Genomic DNA, 17856 nt, shown 5'->3' with positions numbered 1-17856 from the left:
CATTAAGTTTTAAGCAAAAACATGGTTAGTAATAGAGATATTATTTATCTTTGCTTGAACTAACAGTTGAGACTTATAGGAAATAAGCCTTTCATATCTGGTGTTGCGGCATCGGGTGATTTAAAAGCAACAACAATGAGAAAATCTTCTTCCTCTCTAAATAGACTCCGAGAAAAATGCAAAGATTACTTAGTCTCTGTACTCATATTCATTTTATTTCTATGTCTGCTGATACTCTTCAGATGCAAATCTCGTAACGGACGTATAAGGGAACATCGAGAGAAAATAAAAACAGCGAAAGTTATGTCGGAAATACGGGCTATTGAATCGAATAAACACCCTGTATATACCTTTCAGGGAAAAGATAAGACGCTCGAGCTTCCTATGGAAATTACTGATAAAGGAAAACTTGTATCTGTCATAGTGAACGGTAGTAAAACCTGTTTTCAACTATCAGATGAAGATAGTGAATTCACTGTCTCTCCGCAAGGTGTATTAGCATGGCATGAAGCGGGAGTACTGACAACCGAAGAAATAGGCGGAGAAGAAACCATAAGGCAACTAAAGGAGAATACAGTAAACGACAGTCTCACTGTGCATCTGTTTAATATTCGAATCGGCAATTGTGTACTGCCGGAAGTTAATGTCAGAATCACTCAGACACAAGAATTTCCTTATCTCATGGGGATAAAGGCTTGGAATATGTTATTATCGTCTTTGGCGTCAGACAAAGAGTCGTAAATTTTAAAGAACAAACAATTAGGAAATACACAAAAATGTTATCTTTGCCCGTGATTTATTCACAAGAACGTGATAAAGTAAATTCTAACTATTTAATAAAAAGACTATGATCAGATTAAATGTTTTTGTTCGTGTAAACGAATCCAACCGCGAAGAAGCGATAAAAGCGGCAAAAGAACTGACTGCCTGTTCTTTAAAAGAAGAAGGATGCATTGCTTATGATACTTTCGAAAGCAGCACGCGTCCTGACGTTTTCATGATTTGCGAAACTTGGCAGAATGCCGAAGTATTGGCAGCACACGAAAAATCTCCTCATTTCGCTCAATATGTAGGTATCATTCAGAAATTGGCTGAAATGAAATTGGAAAAATTTGAATTCTAAATGAATTACGAGGCTGTTCTCGAACAGCCTCGTTAAATCCGCTATTCCTTATCTTTCCGAGTAGAATTAGTCGAGTTTCTTATGGATGAATGTTCCTTCAATCCAATAAGTTGCGTGATTCGATTCAAATTTCAACAAGACATAGCCGGGATCAGTGGGGCCACCGGGAAAATGATCGATAAACCAGTCCTGCCAAAGTTCCTGCTTCATCTTTTCGTCAGTTACAACTTCCACTGTCCCCGTTAACGCCACGCTGTCTCCTTTATCCTGAAAGCATAATCCTGCTTTCGGATTCGATAAGAAATCAATTGTTTTTAATGAATCTGCTCCGGTAGACATCCAGATAGTGGAAATTCCTTCTGCCAGGATTTTGCTCATCGGTACAGGGCGGGGATAACCTTCTTTATTCACAGAAGCAAGGGTAACTACTTCACATCTCTGCAACAATTCTGTTGCTTTCTCTTTCATTGTTTTTGTGGTCATAAGCTGATTGTTTTTTTATTAATCCTGCAAAGGTAACGGCATATCTTCCCATTCTATTGTAAAAAAGCGACTTTTACCTATCTATCTTTGTGGTTCGATATAAGTAAGTGTATTTTCTTCCGGAACGGCAAGGGAAAGAAAAGACGCAGGAGTATTGCCGGACATCGACTTAATCTCTTTTGAAAAATGCGCTAAATCATAATATCCTGCATCGACTGCCGTAGTTAACAGATTGGCTGATGTTGTGGTTCTCAATAATTCCACAGCATTCTTAAATTTGACAATACGGCTGTATTCTTTAGGAGTAAATCCGGTATAATGCTTGAACTTTCTCTCAAAATGACGCTGACACAAACAGACGTCATCCATCAAGCTGCGAACTGAACGTTTTCCTCCGGAATGATTAATCATGTTCACTGCCATAGCGACGTGCGAATCGGCAGGCTGATAATGGCGAGCCAAATATGCCAGCAAATATTCCTCCACTACTCGTATTCGATCTGCAATATGCTTCTGCTCACACAATCTTTCAATAAAAGTATCATCAAAAACAGCCTTCATCTCATTGGCATTGATTCTACTATTCACAAACTCATGCAGAGGCAGGTTTGTAAAACAAGAGAGCCCGCAAGGTAAAAAACGAACGCCAAACATATGAACCGATTCTGCATAAGTGACGAGTTCCGAATATTTTGTCATAGGTCCTACAAAATAGGAACGATAGGGTTGCATCATCAGACTTCCTTCTTCAACAGCATTAGCCACCTCTCCCAGCGTAAATATAAAATCGGTACAACCATCCGGCAGAATATGGATGCGCATACCATAATCCGGATTACCCTTAAACTCCCAATAGTTATCAATATAGGGAACAAATAAATGAGAAGGCTGATATTCTGTATACATGGATATATTTTGCAAACAAATATAGAGAGAATAAATTCTAATTCATACATTTGTATCTCAAAATAAAAAAAATAAATGAGGAATTTTGCAGCTATCGACTTTGAAACAGCCAACGGCAAACGTACCAGCGTATGCAGTGTTGGTGTTGTCATTGTAAAGGAAGGAAAGATTATAAACAAAATCTATCGTTTGATTCGTCCTGCCCCCAACTACTATACCCAATGGACGACAGCTGTCCACGGACTCACGTACGATGACACGATAGAAGCGGATGATTTTCCAGAAGTATGGGCGGAAATCAAACCGCTGATAGACGGTCTGCCACTTGTAGCTCACAACAGTCCTTTTGATGAGGGTTGCCTCCGTGCGGTTCATGAACTATATGGAATGACTTATCCTCCATATAAATTCTATTGCACCTGCCGCGCCTCAAGAAAAGTGTTTGGAAAAGAACTCCCGAATCATCAATTACACACAGTAGCCGCCCGGTGCGGATATGACCTGACCAACCATCACCATGCATTGGCAGATGCTGAAGCTTGCGCACAAATAGCTTTGCTTATCATTCCCGAACCGAAAAAAGCAAAAAAAGTGAAGAACCCCGATAAAGATACATATGTTGGAGATTTATTCGCTCCACTCATTCCCCAACCGATAAAAAAAACAAAATCGAGTAGGAGGAAAACGAGAGACCTACCCGATGACAGGTAAGTCTCTTTCTTTTTTTTGAATGGGCAAATTTTTGTTATACGCCTACTTGAAGAGTAAATTCAAATCCATTGATAGGAACTCTTCAAAGGATAAGCCTCCGGAACCGACCACAAAGGCCCTATACGGATGGTAAGCTTTTTCAAATTTAGGCAAGCCATTGTTGGTGGTTCGTCTTCCGCTTTTAACCTCGATGGCGATTGTCTTGCCTCTTCTATGAAGCACAAAGTCAACTTCGTCGTGGCTATCACGCCAGTAATAAGCCTTGTAATCACAAATCTGTGCCTGACTTACAATATAGGCACCAACTGCTGATTCTACATAACGCCCCCAAGCTTTAGGATCTTCAGCCATTTCCGTGAAGTCCTTATCAGCATACACGTTGCGCAAAGCGTTGTTATGGACTTGAAATTTAGGAATTGAGTTGTATTTGCGAGCATCGTCTTCGGCATATTTCTGTAAACCACACAGCAAACCACATTCATCCAAAAGATGGAGGTAACCAGCCAGCGTAGTGACATTGCCTACATCTTGAAGCTGAGCGGCCACTTTGGTAAGAGACAGTAGCTCGCCACTATAACTACTACCGAGTTCAAACAGTTGGCGGAGTAGTTGTGGCTTCATGATTTTTGTATCCATCAGTACATCCTTCGAGATGGATGGTTCAACCAAAGAGTCTTTGACGTAGTTTCGCCAACGACGCTCATCGGTGATATAAGATGCTGCGCCCGGATACCCACCAAAATAGACATATTGATAGAGATTCCAACCGAAGCATTCCCTCATTTCAGGGAAAGTCCAATGTGTCAACCGAATTAGCTCATATCTGCCGGCCAATGATTCGGTGAGTCCCTTTTCGATTAACATGCGTGATGACCCCAATAATACGACTATGAGCTCACGTTTTTCACGGGTATCTCTGTCCCATTCAGCCTTTACAGTCTCGCTCCAGTTGTTTATCTTTTGTATTTCGTCTACCACCAATAGGCGTTTCCCTTCCCCACGTATGTCCATACGCATACGAGCTGTCTGCCATACACCTGCCAGCCAGTCTGCAGATGCACCTACGACATCATCAGCCGAATAACTGTCATAAGGCATATTGCAGACTTCAAGGACTTGACCAATCAATGTGGACTTACCCACTTGGCGTGGCCCAACAATAACCTGCATTTTTCCGCGAGGTTCATTAATGCGTGCCATCACTTCTGAATATTGTTCTCTTTTATATCCCATCATCTATAAAATGTTTATTCACTTGAGCAAAAATGTTCAATCCATTAAATAAAAATGTTCAATCCATTACAAAGGTAAGGTTTTTCTCTAATAATGAATATTTTTACACGAACAATCCATCTGCTTTTTTATCTATTTTATGGCTTAGCCGGAAAATCAATCCATCCTGCTCCCAATTACTATACACAATGGACAACGGCTATTCACGGATTAACTTATGATGATACGATAGAAGCGAAAGAAGGCAAATAAAAAACACTACAACTATTATTTCAGTCAATAATAGCCGTAGTGTTTGATAATAAAGTGCTAACTATGTACTTCGATTAGAGGATAGACTTGGCGATACCCATTTCCAAGCCGCGAAGTTCCGCCAATCCGCGAAGGCGGCCTAAGCATGAATATCCAGGATTTGTTTTCTTTTTCAAGTCATCAATCATCTGATGTCCGTGGTCGGGACGCATAGCGATAGAGCATTTACGACGCTGTTGCAAAAGAATAAAAGCCTTCATTACGTTGTACATATCTACATTCCCTTCCAAGTGGTTGGCTTCGTAGAAGTTGCCTTCCTCATCACGCTGCGTACTGCGCAAATGCACAAAGTTCACACGGTCGCCAAAACGTTCCATCATACCTGCAAGGTCATTATCGGCACGCACACCGAAAGAGCCTGTACACAAACAAAGACCGTTGGACTCATTAGGTACGGCTTCAATCAGTTTTCTGAAATCTTCTTCCGTACTCAGAATACGCGGCAATCCTAAAATTGTATAAGGAGGATCATCCGGGTGAATCACCAGCTTCACTCCCACTTCATCGGCAACAGGGGCAATTTCTTTCAAGAAGAAAATCAAGTTGGAACGAAGTTTTTCTGCATCAATATCATCATAACGGTCCAAAGCTTCCTGGAACTGTTCCACTGTGAAACTTTCTTCCGAACCGGGCAGTCCGGCAATCATATTGCGAACCAGCAGTTTCTTATCATCCTCGCTCATTTGCTCGAAACGGGCTTTAGCCTTAGCTATTTCTTCCGGAGTGTAGTCTTTTTCCGCATTCGGACGTTTCAAGATGAAAAGATCGAAAGCTATGAAAGCCGCCTTTTCAAAACGGAGTGCTTTAGAGCCGTCCGGCATTGTATAGGCAAGGTCCGTACGTGTCCAGTCCAATACAGGCATAAAGTTGTAGGTAACTACCATTACTCCACATTTTGCCAGATTACGGATACTTTCCTTATAATTCTCAATATACTTCATGAAATCGCCGGTCTGCGTCTTGATATGTTCGTGTACGGGTACACTCTCTACAACAGACCATGTAAGTCCTACTTCTTCAATCATCTGCTTGCGCTTCATGATTTCTTCTACAGTCCATACTTCGCCATTCGGAATATGATGAAGGGCATTTACTATACCGGTAGCGCCTGCTTGCTTAATATCCCATAAGCTCACCGGATCATTAGGACCGTACCAGCGCCAAGTTTGTTCACATAAATACATATTGCTAAATAAAAAATTGAAAGTTAAAATTAGATTGAGAATGCGTCAAATCCACCATCGATAACAGCTACTGTACCTGTTACGAAGTTAGAGGCATCACTAATCAGATAATGAATGGTTCCGTAAAGGTCTTCCGGTTCACCGAAACGATTGAACGGAGTATGCGCAAGAATAGTCTTAGAACGGTCAGTCAGTGAACCATCCGGATTCGTCAACAATGTTCTGTTCTGTTCTGTCAGGAAGAATCCGGGAGCGATAGCGTTTACACGCAGACCATTACCGAATTTCAAAGCCAGTTCACCAGCCATGTATTTGGTGAAGTTAGCGATCGCTGCTTTCGCTGCACCGTAACCTACCACACGGGTCAACGGACGAAGAGCCGATTCAGAACAGAAGTTTACGATAGAACCCTTTTTCTGTTCAACCATGACTTCAGCAAATACCATTGTAGGCAATACTGTACCGAACAGATTCAAATCCACTACTTTCTTGAATGCGTCAATCTGCAAGTCAAAGAATGTCTTGTCCGGTGCGATTGTAGCACCTGCCATATTACCACCGGCAGCATTCAACAAAACATCAATGCGTCCATACGCTTTCATTATTTCCACTTTGTTGCCTTCCAGAACTTCTTTGTCCATTACATCCGTATAAAGGAACATAGCTTCGTTTCCTTCTGCCTTGATACTTTCTACCAATGCTTTTCCAGCTTCTTCACTTCTGTCGAGTACCACTACTTTTGCACCTTCTTTTGCAAGATATGCAGCAATACCTTTACCTAAGATTCCGGCTCCACCGGTAATTACAACTACTTTGCCTTTTACGTTAAATAATTCATTCATGGTTCTAAAAATTTATATGTTTATAGTTTATTGTTCAGATAATACTTCAGATTCTCTCTCAAGAGAATATCAATCGGCATTAAGTTCACCTTTTCCGATTTTTGCTTGAATAACAAATAATTGCATAGCGACTTGATTCCTTCATACCCCTGTCTTTCAGGACGCTGTGCAATCAGTGCAGTAATAACACCTTCGGAGAGTAATTGGGTATTTCTCTCGATAAGGTCGTAACCTACCAGTTTTACCGCTTGCATCTCTCTCGCCTTCAAGTAATTTCCCAAAATGTAGCAGGTGGAGTTGAATATAATAGCCCCTTTTATACCAGGATTTAACTCGAATATTTCATTGAGCTTGGCAAAATTATATACCGAATCACTGATTTTCAATTCCACTTCATGCAACTTTCCGGAGAATCCTACCTCCTTCAGATAATGACAAAATCCATCTCTACGGTTCTTACCCTGATTGGAATCGTTCTTACCACTATGAACAATCCGTGCCATCAAAATATCTGAGGTGGGCGAAAGCCGATCCGTCAGCAATCGGGCTGCAATGACTCCCGCATCGTATGATTCCGTACCGAAATAAGCCAATTGATGTTGCCCTTCAATATTAGAATCGACATAAACATAAGGAATCTCGTTTCTGTCCAACTCCTGCGAAAGACGAATCACAGAATCGGTAAACAATGTGGCTATTAACACCCCATCCACCTTCTCATCCAATAAATTACGGGTGATATCATCAAAAGTCTTGTTGTTATATTGGTCGAAAAAAAGCTTGGTAATAGTTATATTATATGTTTCCATTTCCGCAGCTACTTTGTCAATACCTTCTGAAATAGCTTCCCAGTATTCTCCTTGAGTAAAAGACGGAATAATGGCAACAAAATGATACTGTTTTTTAGAGGCTAATGACCGCGCCATAAGATTGGGCTGGTAGTGAACCATCTCTAAAATAGCCTGTACTTTCTTTCTGTTTTCCTCAGATACCCGTCCACGATTATGAATAACCCGGTCTACCGTACCGACAGAGACACCAGCCATTTTAGCGATGTCTACAATACGAATATTTGAGAATTCTTTATCCATATAGTAAGAAGTATCTTGTTTTTCGCTGACAAAAGTAAAATGAATTATTGAATTATGCAATAGTGTGTGCGCACACACTATTGCACAACAAAGAAGATATATCACTAATATTCAAGTATTTAACAAGAAACAAAGAAATACATTCATGTTGTTAAACATAAGAAATACAACAGAATAATTAATAAAAAGTATATTCCAAAGGAAAGAGAAGTATCAAAAAGAGGGAGTTTTACCCTCAGAAAAGACTGAGAAGAAAGATGAAATGTGTAAAGTGTGCACGGACACACAACTAATATTCAATTTATACAGACAGCAGTTGACCATCATAAGAAACGAAGGTGTGTCAAAATGCACACCTTCTTTTTTTATGGACAAAGCCCCGACTTTCACAAGCTGGGGCTTTGTTATTACCTAAAGATTTTGTATCTTTAAGCATACAAATTTAACTATGTCAAAGATACATTATCGTCCTTACATTCCCAATCAAACAGTGCTATTTCCTCAAAGAATTGATGAGGATATTGCAGAAAACGATCCGGTGCGCATGGTTGACGCTCTGGTTGAAAGTTTGAATCTTGAAAGTTTCAGGAAGTTATATAAAGAATGCGGTCGCAGCCCTTACCATCCCAAGATGATGCTCAAGGTCATTCTGTATGCCTACATGAACAACATCTACTCCTGCCGGAAAATAGAGAAGCTCCTTCATCGTGACATTCATTATATCTGGCTGGCCGGGTATGAGAAACCGGATTTCATTACCATCAACCGTTTCCGCAACCGGGTGAAGAAGGAAATCAACGAGGTTTTTACCCAAACCGTACTTCTGCTCTCTTGCAAGGGCTTCATCAGTCTGAATGTGGAATACATTGACGGAACAAAGATTGAGTCCAAGTCCAACAAGTACACTTTCGTCTGGAGAAAAACGGTTGAGCGGAACCGTGAACGCCTAATGAAGAAGATACACGTTCTGTTAGGGCAGATAGACGATGTCATCGCCCAGGAGAAATCATCGGAAAGTAATGAGGAAGTTGAATTCACTCCGGCTATGCTGACCGAAATGGCGAGAGAGTTGCGTCATGCACTTGAACAGGTTCCGGAGTCTTCCACCAAAGAGGAAAAGACTGAGCTGAAAAAGAAACGCAAACAACTGAAGGAGTTGGAAGAACACAGAGATAAACTGCAGGAATACGACAACCATCTGGACACTCTGCAGAACCGGAACTCCTATTCCAAAACAGACAAGGACGCTACTTTTATGAGAATGAAGGAAGATGCCATGCGCAATGGTCAGACGAAGCCCGGTTACAATCTTCAGATCGGTACCGAGAACCAGTTCATTACTGATTTTGCACTCTTCCCGAACCCTACGGATACACTGACCATGATACCTTTCCTAAAATCCTTTTCAGACAGATATGACAGGACAGCGCATACGGTGGTTGCCGATTCAGGCTATGGTTCTGAGGAAAACTACCGCTTCATGTCAGAAAACGGCATGGAAGCCTACGTCAAATACAACTACTTCCATATGGAACAGCGGCCGAGATTCAAACCGGATCCGTTCAAGGCGGAAAACTTCTACTACAATGAAGAACATGACTATTGTATCTGCCCCATGGGACAAAGGATGCAGAGGATAGGAACCGGACATCAGAAAACGGCATCCGGATATGTAAGTGAAAATGCCAGGTACAGAGCTATCAGGTGTGAAGGCTGTCCGCTAAGATGCCGATGTTTTAAAGCAAAAGGAAACAGGACGATAGAACTGAATCACAGGCTCAGAAGATACAAGCAAAAAGCCAAAGAGCTGCTCTGTTCAGAGGAAGGGCTGAAACATAGAGAACAAAGATGTATAGAACCGGAAGCTGTGTTCGGACAAATAAAATACAATATGAACTACAAACGTTTCCGTCATTTTGGAAAGGATAAGGTTTTCATGGACTTTTGCTTCTTTGCCATTGCCTTCAATATAAAAAAGATGTGTGCGAAAATGAAAGAAGAAGGTATAAACTGGCTGATTAAACTGTTTCATGAGCTTACAGCTGCTCTATTTGGATGCTGGGAACACATAAACCGAAGTAATAGTCAAAATATCGCTGCTTAAAGAAGACTAACTGATTTTTATAGCTAACGAAAAAAAAGAAGGTGCATCGTGCATTACGACACACCCTCATTCTGATTTTCTTATTTTTCCCATTTATCCTTTACCTTACCAGCTACCTTATCAGCTTCCTCCGCTACTTTATTGGCGATGTCAGCTCCGGTCTCCACAGCTTTAACTCCCAAATTCATTGCTTTTTTTTCAGCACAAGCTGCTGCCGCTTCCGCATCACGACCTATACGATGAATCGCATCATAAATGTCATTCTCCAATTGTTTTGCTTTTGCGGTACGTGAGAGGCGATAAGCTACCGCACCTAGAATCGACCCGATTCCGAGTCCAATCCAGAAATTACCATGTCTACATTCCATAATTAAGTTCGTTTTTTAGATTAATAAATTATATAAAATACTACTACTCATCGAGATTTCGAGAACAACGAAGCAATCCATAACACCAGGACAGCACCTACTGTGGAAGTAATCAGACTTCCAATCAATCCGGAAGCCGCAAGACCGAAAAGTGCAAACACCCAACCGCCTAACACACCTCCAAGAATACCAAGCAATAGATTTATGATAAGACCAAAACCTCCGCCACGCATTATTTTACCAGCAAGAAATCCAGCCACAATACCAATAATGATATACCAAATAAAGCCCATATAATCCTCCTTTTTTAGGTAACAACAGTAAGTGCAAAGAATAGTTCAGCCAATGAAAAATGAATTAACCACAATTTACAATCCTTAGTCTTAAAACTCATATTTCTCTTTACTTTGCAAAAGTTTATGTACCTTTGCGGTCAATTTTTCAGGAACATTTCAATAGATAATAGGTATTATGGTACAAAATCAAGAACAACCCGTAGGGAAAATTACGTTCTCCATTTTAATAGCATTAAGTCTCTCACATTGTCTCAATGACCTTTTACAATCTGTTGTTTCAGCAGCTTATCCGCTATTTAAAGATGATTTAGGACTGAGTTTTGCACAAATCGGTTTTATCACATTGGTCTATCAGCTTTCAGCTTCGGTATTCCAGCCAATTACCGGAATCATTTTCGATAAATATCCCGTTGCATGGTCGCTGCCTATCGGAATGAGTTTCACAATGGTAGGTTTAGTGAACTTAGCATTTTCCAACAATCTCTATTGGATACTATTATCTGTGTTCTTAATCGGAATCGGCTCTTCGGTACTTCATCCGGAAGCTTCCCGTATCACCTTCCTTGCTTCCGGCGGAAAACGCGGACTCGCACAATCACTGTTCCAGGTAGGCGGTAATTTCGGAGGCTCATTAGGGCCGTTATTGGTAGCTTTGCTGGTTGCACCTTATGGACGACAACATCTTTTCATATTTGCATTTGTGGCCGTTGCAGCTATCGTGGTCATGTATCCGATCTGCAAATGGTATAAATCTTATCTGAACCGAATGAAGGCACAAACCGTCAGCGTAAGAAAACCGGTTCTTCTTCCCCTACCTATGGATAAAACTGCTATTTCTATCGGTATCTTATTAATACTGATCTTCTCGAAATACATCTATATGGCAAGTCTGACCAGTTATTATACGTTTTATCTGATTCACAAATTCAATGTTACAGTACAGGAATCACAATTGTATCTATTCATTTTTCTAGTTGCTACTGCCATCGGAACGCTAATCGGAGGTCCCGTCGGTGACCGTATCGGTCGTAAGTATGTAATTTGGGCTTCTATTCTGGGAGCCGCCCCATTCAGTTTACTCATGCCGCACGCCAATCTGATGTGGACTGTTATTCTTAGTTTCTGCGTGGGATTAATGCTTTCTTCCGCTTTTCCGGCTATATTACTTTATGCACAGGAATTGCTTCCGACCAAGCTCGGACTGATATCAGGTCTGTTCTTTGGATTTGCTTTCGGAGTGGCCGGTGTAGCCTCTGCCGTTCTCGGTAATTTAGCAGATAAAACGAGCATTGAATACGTATATAATATTTGTGCTTATATGCCGCTATTGGGATTAGTAACCTTCTTTCTACCCAATTTGAAGAAAAAGAAAATTGATTGGCAACCATAGTGTTTCTTTAAAATTGTAACAAGCCCAATAAAATGCCCCTCAGAAGTTATAATCCGAACTTTTGAGGGGCACTTTATTTTATAAGATGTGAATCTTTATAGCCGATATTTAACGGCTTAAGCTACCAATACAGACTCGGCGGACAGAAGTCAAACCTAGTTCCGAATACTGTGCTTTATATATTTCCGTCACATCTTCCACCAACCAGCATGGCATAGGTCCCAATGAACGGGTATCCGGTTCCGGCCTTTCGGGAGCAGTTAAGTAAAACTCATGTGTCCTATCTTCATAGTTTACTAAAAATGCAGAATATGATTTTTCACCTATCCGCTTAATTACTTTTTCAAAAGGAGCAGTTATTATTTTAGCACCAGCTGTATTTTCCGCAAGCAATGTCATTTCACCGCCATCTTTAGTGTTATACACAAACCTCACATATCCGGTAGCTTTTAAAAAGCCATCGGCAATGACTTGAGCCTCTAATTCTTCTAATGTCTCTTTGTTTGCATCATTAACATTTTCACCTTCAATCTTCACGTATACGGCATTACTCATAAATCTTTGTACAAATTCCACCACTTTAACTCCAATCTTAACGGTCAACCCATCCGCATCTTTCACTATAAGACTAGTCGTTCCCAGTTTTACGGAAGATATTCTTACCCTATCTTCATCGACCTTCACCGTAGCTATTTGTTCATCTTCTATTTCAGCTGTATAAGGAGCTTTTCCTCCTGTGATTCCGACACTACCGCCACCTACTATGTTTATGGCAGTACTACTAATAGCTTGATCGGGAAAAACGACTTCATCTATCTGATAAAGGAAGAAACGTTCATTATCATCATCACAAGATACGATTCCCAAACCGGAGATGATAACCATCAATATTGTAATTACGTGTTTCGTTTTCATGCGTACTGAGTTTATTTAATATGTATATTCTATTTTTAAGAGATATCTGTTCACAAAGGTACAAATATTCCGCACATAGTATCCCGATAAGACATTTTTTTCAGAATTAATGCAAAAGCGACCGGTATACATCATCGCGACGTATACCGGTCTACAAGTTAAGGTTAAAGTCAAAAAATTAAGAGAGCTATTTATAAGTTAGGATTAGCATTTATTTCTTTTTGCGGAATGACATACAGATAATAAGTACTATTTGCTGTAAATGGTGTAGCGTCCGGGAAACGGAGGAACCAATGTCCCAATGGATTCCGTTTGGCGAATCCACCTCCTTCTTGCCAACAGTCTACTTCTGTTTTCTGCATTTCTTCTGATAAAGCAGTACGTTCTACAGCTTTCTGAGTGCGGAGTATGTCCGTAATCCCAAAGCCTTCTCCCCAAAGTTCTCGACGACGTTCCATCAAGATTTCATTAATCACATCTTCCTGTGATTTTCCCGCCACATCATAATCCACTACTCCGCGAGCATTGCGCAACGTATTCAAAGGAATCACAGCCTGAGATAATTCCATACCGTCGCGGACATTCGCTTCGGCTTCTATCAGATACATCTCAGCAGCACGCATCAACACCAAATCAGCTGTATCGTCCGCACGCATATGGAACTTTTTATATCCCAGATATCCTTCGCGCATCCACTGAAACAAAGGCAAACGGATGTCACCTTCAACAAAAGTATCTTTCAAATGAGGGTCGGCCATGAAACTACTGTAAGCTCCGACGTATGTCGCATCCAAATAGTAAAAATTATAACTCGCATCCGATTGAGAAGGGATTTGAGGAAATCCCCATATCCACTCTTGATTGGAGATATTATTGAATCCCTCATATTCGGCAGTAGTCGTCATCAATGAATAGTCCTTACGAGCAGATGCGGCAGCCTTTGCAGCTTCCTCCCACTGCCCGGTCAGCAAATAGGCACGGGCCAAAAGTCCGTTTACCACAGCCAGATCCGGTTTGAACTTCTGGTTATCACCGCTCCGAACGTAATTCTTCAAATAATCCTGCGCCAAAGCCAAATCCTCGAAAATACGTTGGTAGACTTGAGCTACCGTTGATTTCCCTTTCGGAACGGTAGTGTTATTACTCGGCTCAGTATAAATAGGTACGCAAGGCGCATCTTTATCTTTCAAATACGTGAACTGATAATGTTGCACCAAGTGCAGATAGCAAAAGGCACGCAGGGCCAACGCTTGCCCTTGAGCCTTCCGGAGTTCTTCCGAATCCCCTTTAATGGAAAGAGCCGTGTTGCAGTTATCTATCGTTTTATACATCAGATACCAGGCAAATTCCGTTCTGCTGTTTGAAGATATAGCAATGTCATCGAACTGATACGAAGAATTGAAACCGTATTTCGGACGGGAAACGACATCACTTGCCATCATGTCATCCAAACACTGAAGCGCACGATAACCGATATTGGCATAAGTACTCGAATAGTCAAACAGATTATACCAGGCACCGTTCACAAGCGCCTCCGCATTTTCGGGCACAGGCACTTTCTCGGAACTCACCGCATCTGTGGGATCTGTATCCAGGAAACTGCTACTGCAACTCGTTGCCAGAAGAAGTCCGGCAATGGCTGCCAGAATAGATTGTATTTTTATTTTTCTCATAATTTAGTCTGATTTAGAAAGCAATGTTAATACCTCCGGAGATAGTCCGCATAGCCGGATAACGATAATAGGTAATTCCGGTAATTCCCTGTTCGGGATCCAATCCTTGATTCTTGTGAATGGTAAATAAATTATCTCCTTGCACATACACCTGCACACTGCTCAATGCCAGCTTACTGATCCACGGTTTGGGCAGGTTGTAAGAGAGCGTCAGGTTTTTCAGCCGCATATAAGAATTATTCTGCAAGAACCGAGTGGACGCCGAGTTCCAGTTATTGGAAGTCGTACTTAGAGCAGGCACGTCCGTGTAGCGGTTGTCCGGTGTCCAACGTCTTAGGATTTCAGTCGACCAGGCACGTCCTTCCAGGCTACCGTTATGTAGAATCATCGTTATATCACGATTGTAGATATACCCTCCGATACTATAAGCAAAAATAGCAGACAAGTCGAACCCTTTCCAGGAAAGCGACGTATTGAACCCGCCATACACTTTAGGAAGCGAGGATTTATTGACATAATAATAATCGGCTGAAGCATAATCACTCGTTGTCACACGTTTGCCCGTCGGATTATCATCAGCGTCCAGTTCATCTGCATACCACAACGGCTTTCCATTGTCCGGATCTACGCCCGCCCACTCTTTCATATAGAAATCATATACCGAGCGACCTACCTGAAGTTTGTTTACTCCACTCTGCGGCATATCTTTCAATGGAAGTTCCGTTACCTTATTCTTATAGTGAGTCAGGTTCATACCCAGCTTCCAAACCCAGCCGTTCTGATTGATAACCGTTCCGTTAAGCACCAATTCGATACCTGTATTCTTTAAAGCTCCCACATTCTCGTCAATAAAACCATACCCCAAAGAGGGAGCGATCGGACGGGAATAAAGCAAATCTTTTGAACGGCGTGTAAAGAAATCGAACGAACCGGAGAAACGGTTATTGAACAGTGAGAAATCCATTCCCAAATTAAAGTTCAGATTCGTTTCCCATTTCAGATTAGGGGTTGCCATACGGTCGGATACCAACGCATTCTCTCCCAAATTGGAAACGATGGAATAAAGTCCCTTACTTGCGTAATACGTACCCAAGTTATCATTTCCCTGCGCACCGTAGCTCATTTTCAAAGTCAGTGCGGAAAGCCAGTCGGAAGTACTTGCCATAAACTCTTCCCGGTCTACACGCCAAGAAGTACCCAACGACCAGAAATTACCCCAACGGGTTTCCGGTGCAAAGCGTGAAGAACCGTCACGGCGGTAAGAAGCCGAGAAGAAGTATTTGTTCCGATAATCATATAACAATTGCGTGAGATACCCCACCAATGCATAATCAATGCGATATCCCGATCCTCCTGTCAACTGAGAGCCGACTACCAGTTCCGGCATATCAGGTTGCGCCATCTTTGAACGTGACGCAGTCAGTTCATCGTAACGATACGAATACGCCTCAATACCGGCAAGAACATTGAAATGATGTTCCCCAATCGTCTTGTCATACGTAGCAATATTATTCCACGTCCAAGAGAAAGTACGGGTATTCATCCGACTGACACTTCCCCCGTTCTCCTTAGCTGGACCGATCTTGGGATTCGTATAATCCAAAGTATTATAGTTTATCAAATCGAAATTGAAACTTGTCTTAAACTTCAATCCCTCGATAATCGTAGCTTCCAGAAAGGTACGGCCGGAAATTTCATCTTTCATACGCTCCGACTTATCCAAAGGCAGCGTAGCGGGCAAGTTCCAGTTCGCCATCGAACCGGAAGGACGGTAAGAGCCGAAATCATAGATACGGTCTCCGTTCTCATCCAATTTATAACTGCCGTCGGTATTCATCTCATAAATCGGATAAAAACCCGGCATGGTACGTCCGGCAGTTATCACGTTACTGACTTTAGAGTCGGAAGAAACCGGATAATTCTGCATGGAATGGGCAAAACTCAGATTGACACCCCCTTTCAACCAAGAAGTCATTTCACTGGTAACGTTGGAGCGGATATTGAAACGCTGATAGCCGGATTCAAGCGCAATTCCTTTATCATTCAGATAGCCGGCAGAGAAGAAATACTGATTGGCTTTACCACCACCGGAAACACTCAGGTTCAGTTCCGTACGGAGTGCCTGTTGCTCCATAGCATCGCTCCAATCGGAATCCCATAACGGACGTGCGCCCTCCACCAATTTGCCATCCGTGCCCACCGGTTGCGCATATTGCGGACCATAAGGGTTGGGACCGCCTCCCATCAATTTGGTAACCAAATCTTTGGAAGCCTGCGCTGCGGCGGTCGCCGGAGTATAATCCGGACTTCCGGCATACCGGTTACGGAGTGCTTCCCAATACAATTCAAAATATTGATTGGTACTGACACGATCATAATCACGAACGGCTCGATTGGAACCTCCTAACGAAGCCTTCACTTTCACCGTTGCTTTCGAGTTCTGTTCTCCTTGCTTGGTAGTAATGATAATCACTCCATTAGCACCACGTGAACCATACAGAGCAGCCGAAGCCGCATCTTTCAACACAGTCATCGAAGCGATATCGTCCGGGTTGATAGCATTGACGCTACCGTCAAATGGCACACCGTCCACCACATAAAGCGGAGCACTGGAGGCATTGATAGAGCCGATACCACGAATACGGATTTCCGCATCCGTTCCCGGCTGACCGCTTGCCGCACTTGCCTGCACACCAGACACCGTACCTTCCAATACACGGGATACACTGGAAGTCTGCAACTTCTCAATTTCCCCTGCTTTCATGGTCGAAGCAGCTCCGGTAAAGCTATATTTCTTTGCGGTAGCGTAAGCGACTACCATAACCTCATCCAACTCCTTACTTTCCGCCTCCAGCGTAATATTAATCACACTCCGGTTGTTGACCGGTTGTTCCACCGTGCGCATTCCTACAAAACGGAACACCAAAGTTCCGGAACCGGGAGCCTCAATAGAATAGTTTCCATCAATATCGGTAATAGTTCCGGAGGAAGCTCCTTTCAATTGTACAGAGACACCGGGCAGAGGTTCCCCCTCAGAGATGACCGTACCCGTCACGCGTTTTTCCTGTTGCGCTTCCGCATACAATATGTTTCCTGCAAAAAGCAAAAGAAACACTGCTAATAAACGTAAATAGATTCTCATAATTTTCTGTGACTTTAAATATATTTGCGAGTTATACTAACAGTACATAGAAGTTTATTGTTTAGGAAACAAAACATTTTTTA

General features: G+C 42.0%; 16 protein-coding genes and 1 pseudogene. 6 read left to right on the top strand and 11 right to left on the bottom strand.

What is annotated here, in order from left to right; genetic code table 11:
* Nucleotides 1-303 precede the first annotated feature (303 nt).
* Both ACNOGP_RS12140 and ACNOGP_RS12135 read left to right on the top strand, forming a co-directional pair.
* On the top strand, nt 304-741 hold the full coding sequence (locus ACNOGP_RS12140; protein ID WP_418212902.1) for a hypothetical protein: 438 nt from the start codon (nt 304-306) through the stop codon (nt 739-741).
* Nucleotides 742-847: 106 nt separating this feature from the next.
* On the top strand, nt 848-1123 hold the full coding sequence (locus ACNOGP_RS12135) for a putative quinol monooxygenase (protein ID WP_004297114.1): 276 nt from the start codon (nt 848-850) through the stop codon (nt 1121-1123).
* A 66-nt stretch (nt 1124-1189) separates the two neighbouring features.
* Here the strand turns inward: ACNOGP_RS12135 and ACNOGP_RS12130 are convergent, their stop codons facing one another.
* Both ACNOGP_RS12130 and ACNOGP_RS12125 read right to left on the bottom strand, forming a co-directional pair.
* A complete protein-coding gene (locus tag ACNOGP_RS12130) occupies nt 1190-1606 on the bottom strand; it encodes a pyridoxamine 5'-phosphate oxidase family protein (protein ID WP_143866387.1) in 417 nt (138 codons plus the stop codon).
* An 81-nt stretch (nt 1607-1687) separates the two neighbouring features.
* Complete coding sequence (locus ACNOGP_RS12125) at nt 1688-2512, bottom strand: AraC family transcriptional regulator (RefSeq protein ID WP_418212901.1); 825 nt, start codon at nt 2510-2512, stop codon at nt 1688-1690.
* 75 nt (nt 2513-2587) lie between these two features.
* Here ACNOGP_RS12125 and ACNOGP_RS12120 point away from each other — a divergent pair, with 75 nt between their 5' ends.
* Nucleotides 2588-3223, top strand: a complete 636-nt coding sequence (locus ACNOGP_RS12120; protein ID WP_418212900.1) for a 3'-5' exonuclease — start codon at nt 2588-2590, stop codon at nt 3221-3223.
* Between the two features lie 42 nt (nt 3224-3265).
* On the opposite strand, the gene ACNOGP_RS12115 is transcribed toward ACNOGP_RS12120, so the two are convergent.
* Nucleotides 3266-4459, bottom strand: coding sequence for an ATP-binding protein (locus ACNOGP_RS12115; protein WP_007766120.1), 1194 nt, complete (start codon nt 4457-4459; stop codon nt 3266-3268).
* A gap of 156 nt (nt 4460-4615) precedes the next feature.
* Here ACNOGP_RS12115 and ACNOGP_RS12110 point away from each other — a divergent pair.
* A pseudogene (locus tag ACNOGP_RS12110) lies at nt 4616-4699 on the top strand (DNA polymerase III subunit epsilon); the annotation flags it as partial.
* A gap of 83 nt (nt 4700-4782) precedes the next feature.
* On the opposite strand, the gene uxuA reads toward ACNOGP_RS12110, so the two are convergent.
* The 3 genes from uxuA to ACNOGP_RS12095 are packed head-to-tail and all read right to left on the bottom strand — an operon-like array spanning nt 4783 to nt 7885.
* Nucleotides 4783-5952, bottom strand: a complete 1170-nt coding sequence (uxuA, locus tag ACNOGP_RS12105) for a mannonate dehydratase (protein ID WP_418212899.1) — start codon at nt 5950-5952, stop codon at nt 4783-4785.
* 29 nt (nt 5953-5981) lie between these two features.
* Nucleotides 5982-6794 carry an SDR family oxidoreductase gene (locus ACNOGP_RS12100; RefSeq protein ID WP_007766118.1) on the bottom strand — a complete coding sequence of 271 codons (813 nt, stop codon included), beginning with the start codon at nt 6792-6794 and terminating at the stop codon, nt 5982-5984.
* Nucleotides 6795-6814: 20 nt separating this feature from the next.
* Nucleotides 6815-7885 carry a substrate-binding domain-containing protein gene (locus ACNOGP_RS12095; RefSeq protein ID WP_017142435.1) on the bottom strand — a complete coding sequence of 357 codons (1071 nt, stop codon included), beginning with the start codon at nt 7883-7885 and terminating at the stop codon, nt 6815-6817.
* 448 nt (nt 7886-8333) lie between these two features.
* Between ACNOGP_RS12095 and ACNOGP_RS12090 the strand changes: the two genes are divergently transcribed.
* Nucleotides 8334-9989, top strand: coding sequence for an IS1182 family transposase (locus ACNOGP_RS12090; RefSeq protein ID WP_418212848.1), 1656 nt, complete (start codon nt 8334-8336; stop codon nt 9987-9989).
* A gap of 80 nt (nt 9990-10069) precedes the next feature.
* Here ACNOGP_RS12090 and ACNOGP_RS12085 read toward each other — a convergent pair whose 3' ends face one another.
* On the bottom strand, nt 10070-10357 hold the full coding sequence (locus ACNOGP_RS12085; RefSeq protein WP_143866396.1) for a YtxH domain-containing protein: 288 nt from the start codon (nt 10355-10357) through the stop codon (nt 10070-10072).
* A gap of 47 nt (nt 10358-10404) precedes the next feature.
* Entirely contained in the window at nt 10405-10650 is a 246-nt protein-coding gene (locus ACNOGP_RS12080; protein WP_007757769.1) for a GlsB/YeaQ/YmgE family stress response membrane protein, read from the bottom strand.
* A 178-nt stretch (nt 10651-10828) separates the two neighbouring features.
* Between ACNOGP_RS12080 and ACNOGP_RS12075 the strand changes: the two genes are divergently transcribed.
* Nucleotides 10829-12043, top strand: coding sequence for an MFS transporter (locus tag ACNOGP_RS12075; RefSeq protein ID WP_022276561.1), 1215 nt, complete (start codon nt 10829-10831; stop codon nt 12041-12043).
* 108 nt (nt 12044-12151) lie between these two features.
* On the opposite strand, the gene ACNOGP_RS12070 is transcribed toward ACNOGP_RS12075, so the two are convergent.
* The 3 genes from ACNOGP_RS12070 to ACNOGP_RS12060 all read right to left on the bottom strand — a co-directional run bounded on the left by ACNOGP_RS12070 (nt 12152) and on the right by ACNOGP_RS12060 (nt 17773).
* A complete protein-coding gene (locus ACNOGP_RS12070) occupies nt 12152-12958 on the bottom strand; it encodes a hypothetical protein (RefSeq protein WP_143866398.1) in 807 nt (268 codons plus the stop codon).
* 191 nt (nt 12959-13149) lie between these two features.
* Nucleotides 13150-14631, bottom strand: coding sequence for a RagB/SusD family nutrient uptake outer membrane protein (locus ACNOGP_RS12065; protein WP_418212898.1), 1482 nt, complete (start codon nt 14629-14631; stop codon nt 13150-13152).
* A gap of 13 nt (nt 14632-14644) precedes the next feature.
* Complete coding sequence (locus ACNOGP_RS12060; protein WP_143866402.1) at nt 14645-17773, bottom strand: SusC/RagA family TonB-linked outer membrane protein; 3129 nt, start codon at nt 17771-17773, stop codon at nt 14645-14647.
* Nucleotides 17774-17856 lie beyond the last annotated feature (83 nt).

The organism is Bacteroides difficilis (assembly GCF_048319815.1).
GTDB lineage: Bacteria > Bacteroidota > Bacteroidia > Bacteroidales > Bacteroidaceae > Bacteroides > Bacteroides zhangwenhongii.
This window is presented reverse-complemented; position numbering and strand designations above follow the sequence as displayed.

What these genes read in the sequence shown, in the direction of transcription:
- ACNOGP_RS12095 (WP_017142435.1), bottom strand. Translation starts at nt 7,885, where the DNA reads ATGGATAAAGAATTCTCAAATATTCGTATTGTAGACATCGCTAAAATG.
- ACNOGP_RS12070 (WP_143866398.1), bottom strand. Translation starts at nt 12,958, where the DNA reads ATGAAAACGAAACACGTAATTACAATATTGATGGTTATCATCTCCGGT.
- ACNOGP_RS12060 (WP_143866402.1), bottom strand. Translation starts at nt 17,773, where the DNA reads ATGAGAATCTATTTACGTTTATTAGCAGTGTTTCTTTTGCTTTTTGCA.
- ACNOGP_RS12115 (WP_007766120.1), bottom strand. Translation starts at nt 4,459, where the DNA reads ATGATGGGATATAAAAGAGAACAATATTCAGAAGTGATGGCACGCATT.
- uxuA (WP_418212899.1), bottom strand. Translation starts at nt 5,952, where the DNA reads ATGTATTTATGTGAACAAACTTGGCGCTGGTACGGTCCTAATGATCCG.
- ACNOGP_RS12125 (WP_418212901.1), bottom strand. Translation starts at nt 2,512, where the DNA reads ATGTATACAGAATATCAGCCTTCTCATTTATTTGTTCCCTATATTGAT.
- ACNOGP_RS12080 (WP_007757769.1), bottom strand. Translation starts at nt 10,650, where the DNA reads ATGGGCTTTATTTGGTATATCATTATTGGTATTGTGGCTGGATTTCTT.
- ACNOGP_RS12100 (WP_007766118.1), bottom strand. Translation starts at nt 6,794, where the DNA reads ATGAATGAATTATTTAACGTAAAAGGCAAAGTAGTTGTAATTACCGGT.
- ACNOGP_RS12140 (WP_418212902.1), top strand. Translation starts at nt 304, where the DNA reads ATGTCGGAAATACGGGCTATTGAATCGAATAAACACCCTGTATATACC.
- ACNOGP_RS12075 (WP_022276561.1), top strand. Translation starts at nt 10,829, where the DNA reads ATGGTACAAAATCAAGAACAACCCGTAGGGAAAATTACGTTCTCCATT.
- ACNOGP_RS12130 (WP_143866387.1), bottom strand. Translation starts at nt 1,606, where the DNA reads ATGACCACAAAAACAATGAAAGAGAAAGCAACAGAATTGTTGCAGAGA.
- ACNOGP_RS12085 (WP_143866396.1), bottom strand. Translation starts at nt 10,357, where the DNA reads ATGGAATGTAGACATGGTAATTTCTGGATTGGACTCGGAATCGGGTCG.
- ACNOGP_RS12065 (WP_418212898.1), bottom strand. Translation starts at nt 14,631, where the DNA reads ATGAGAAAAATAAAAATACAATCTATTCTGGCAGCCATTGCCGGACTT.
- ACNOGP_RS12090 (WP_418212848.1), top strand. Translation starts at nt 8,334, where the DNA reads ATGTCAAAGATACATTATCGTCCTTACATTCCCAATCAAACAGTGCTA.
- ACNOGP_RS12135 (WP_004297114.1), top strand. Translation starts at nt 848, where the DNA reads ATGATCAGATTAAATGTTTTTGTTCGTGTAAACGAATCCAACCGCGAA.
- ACNOGP_RS12120 (WP_418212900.1), top strand. Translation starts at nt 2,588, where the DNA reads ATGAGGAATTTTGCAGCTATCGACTTTGAAACAGCCAACGGCAAACGT.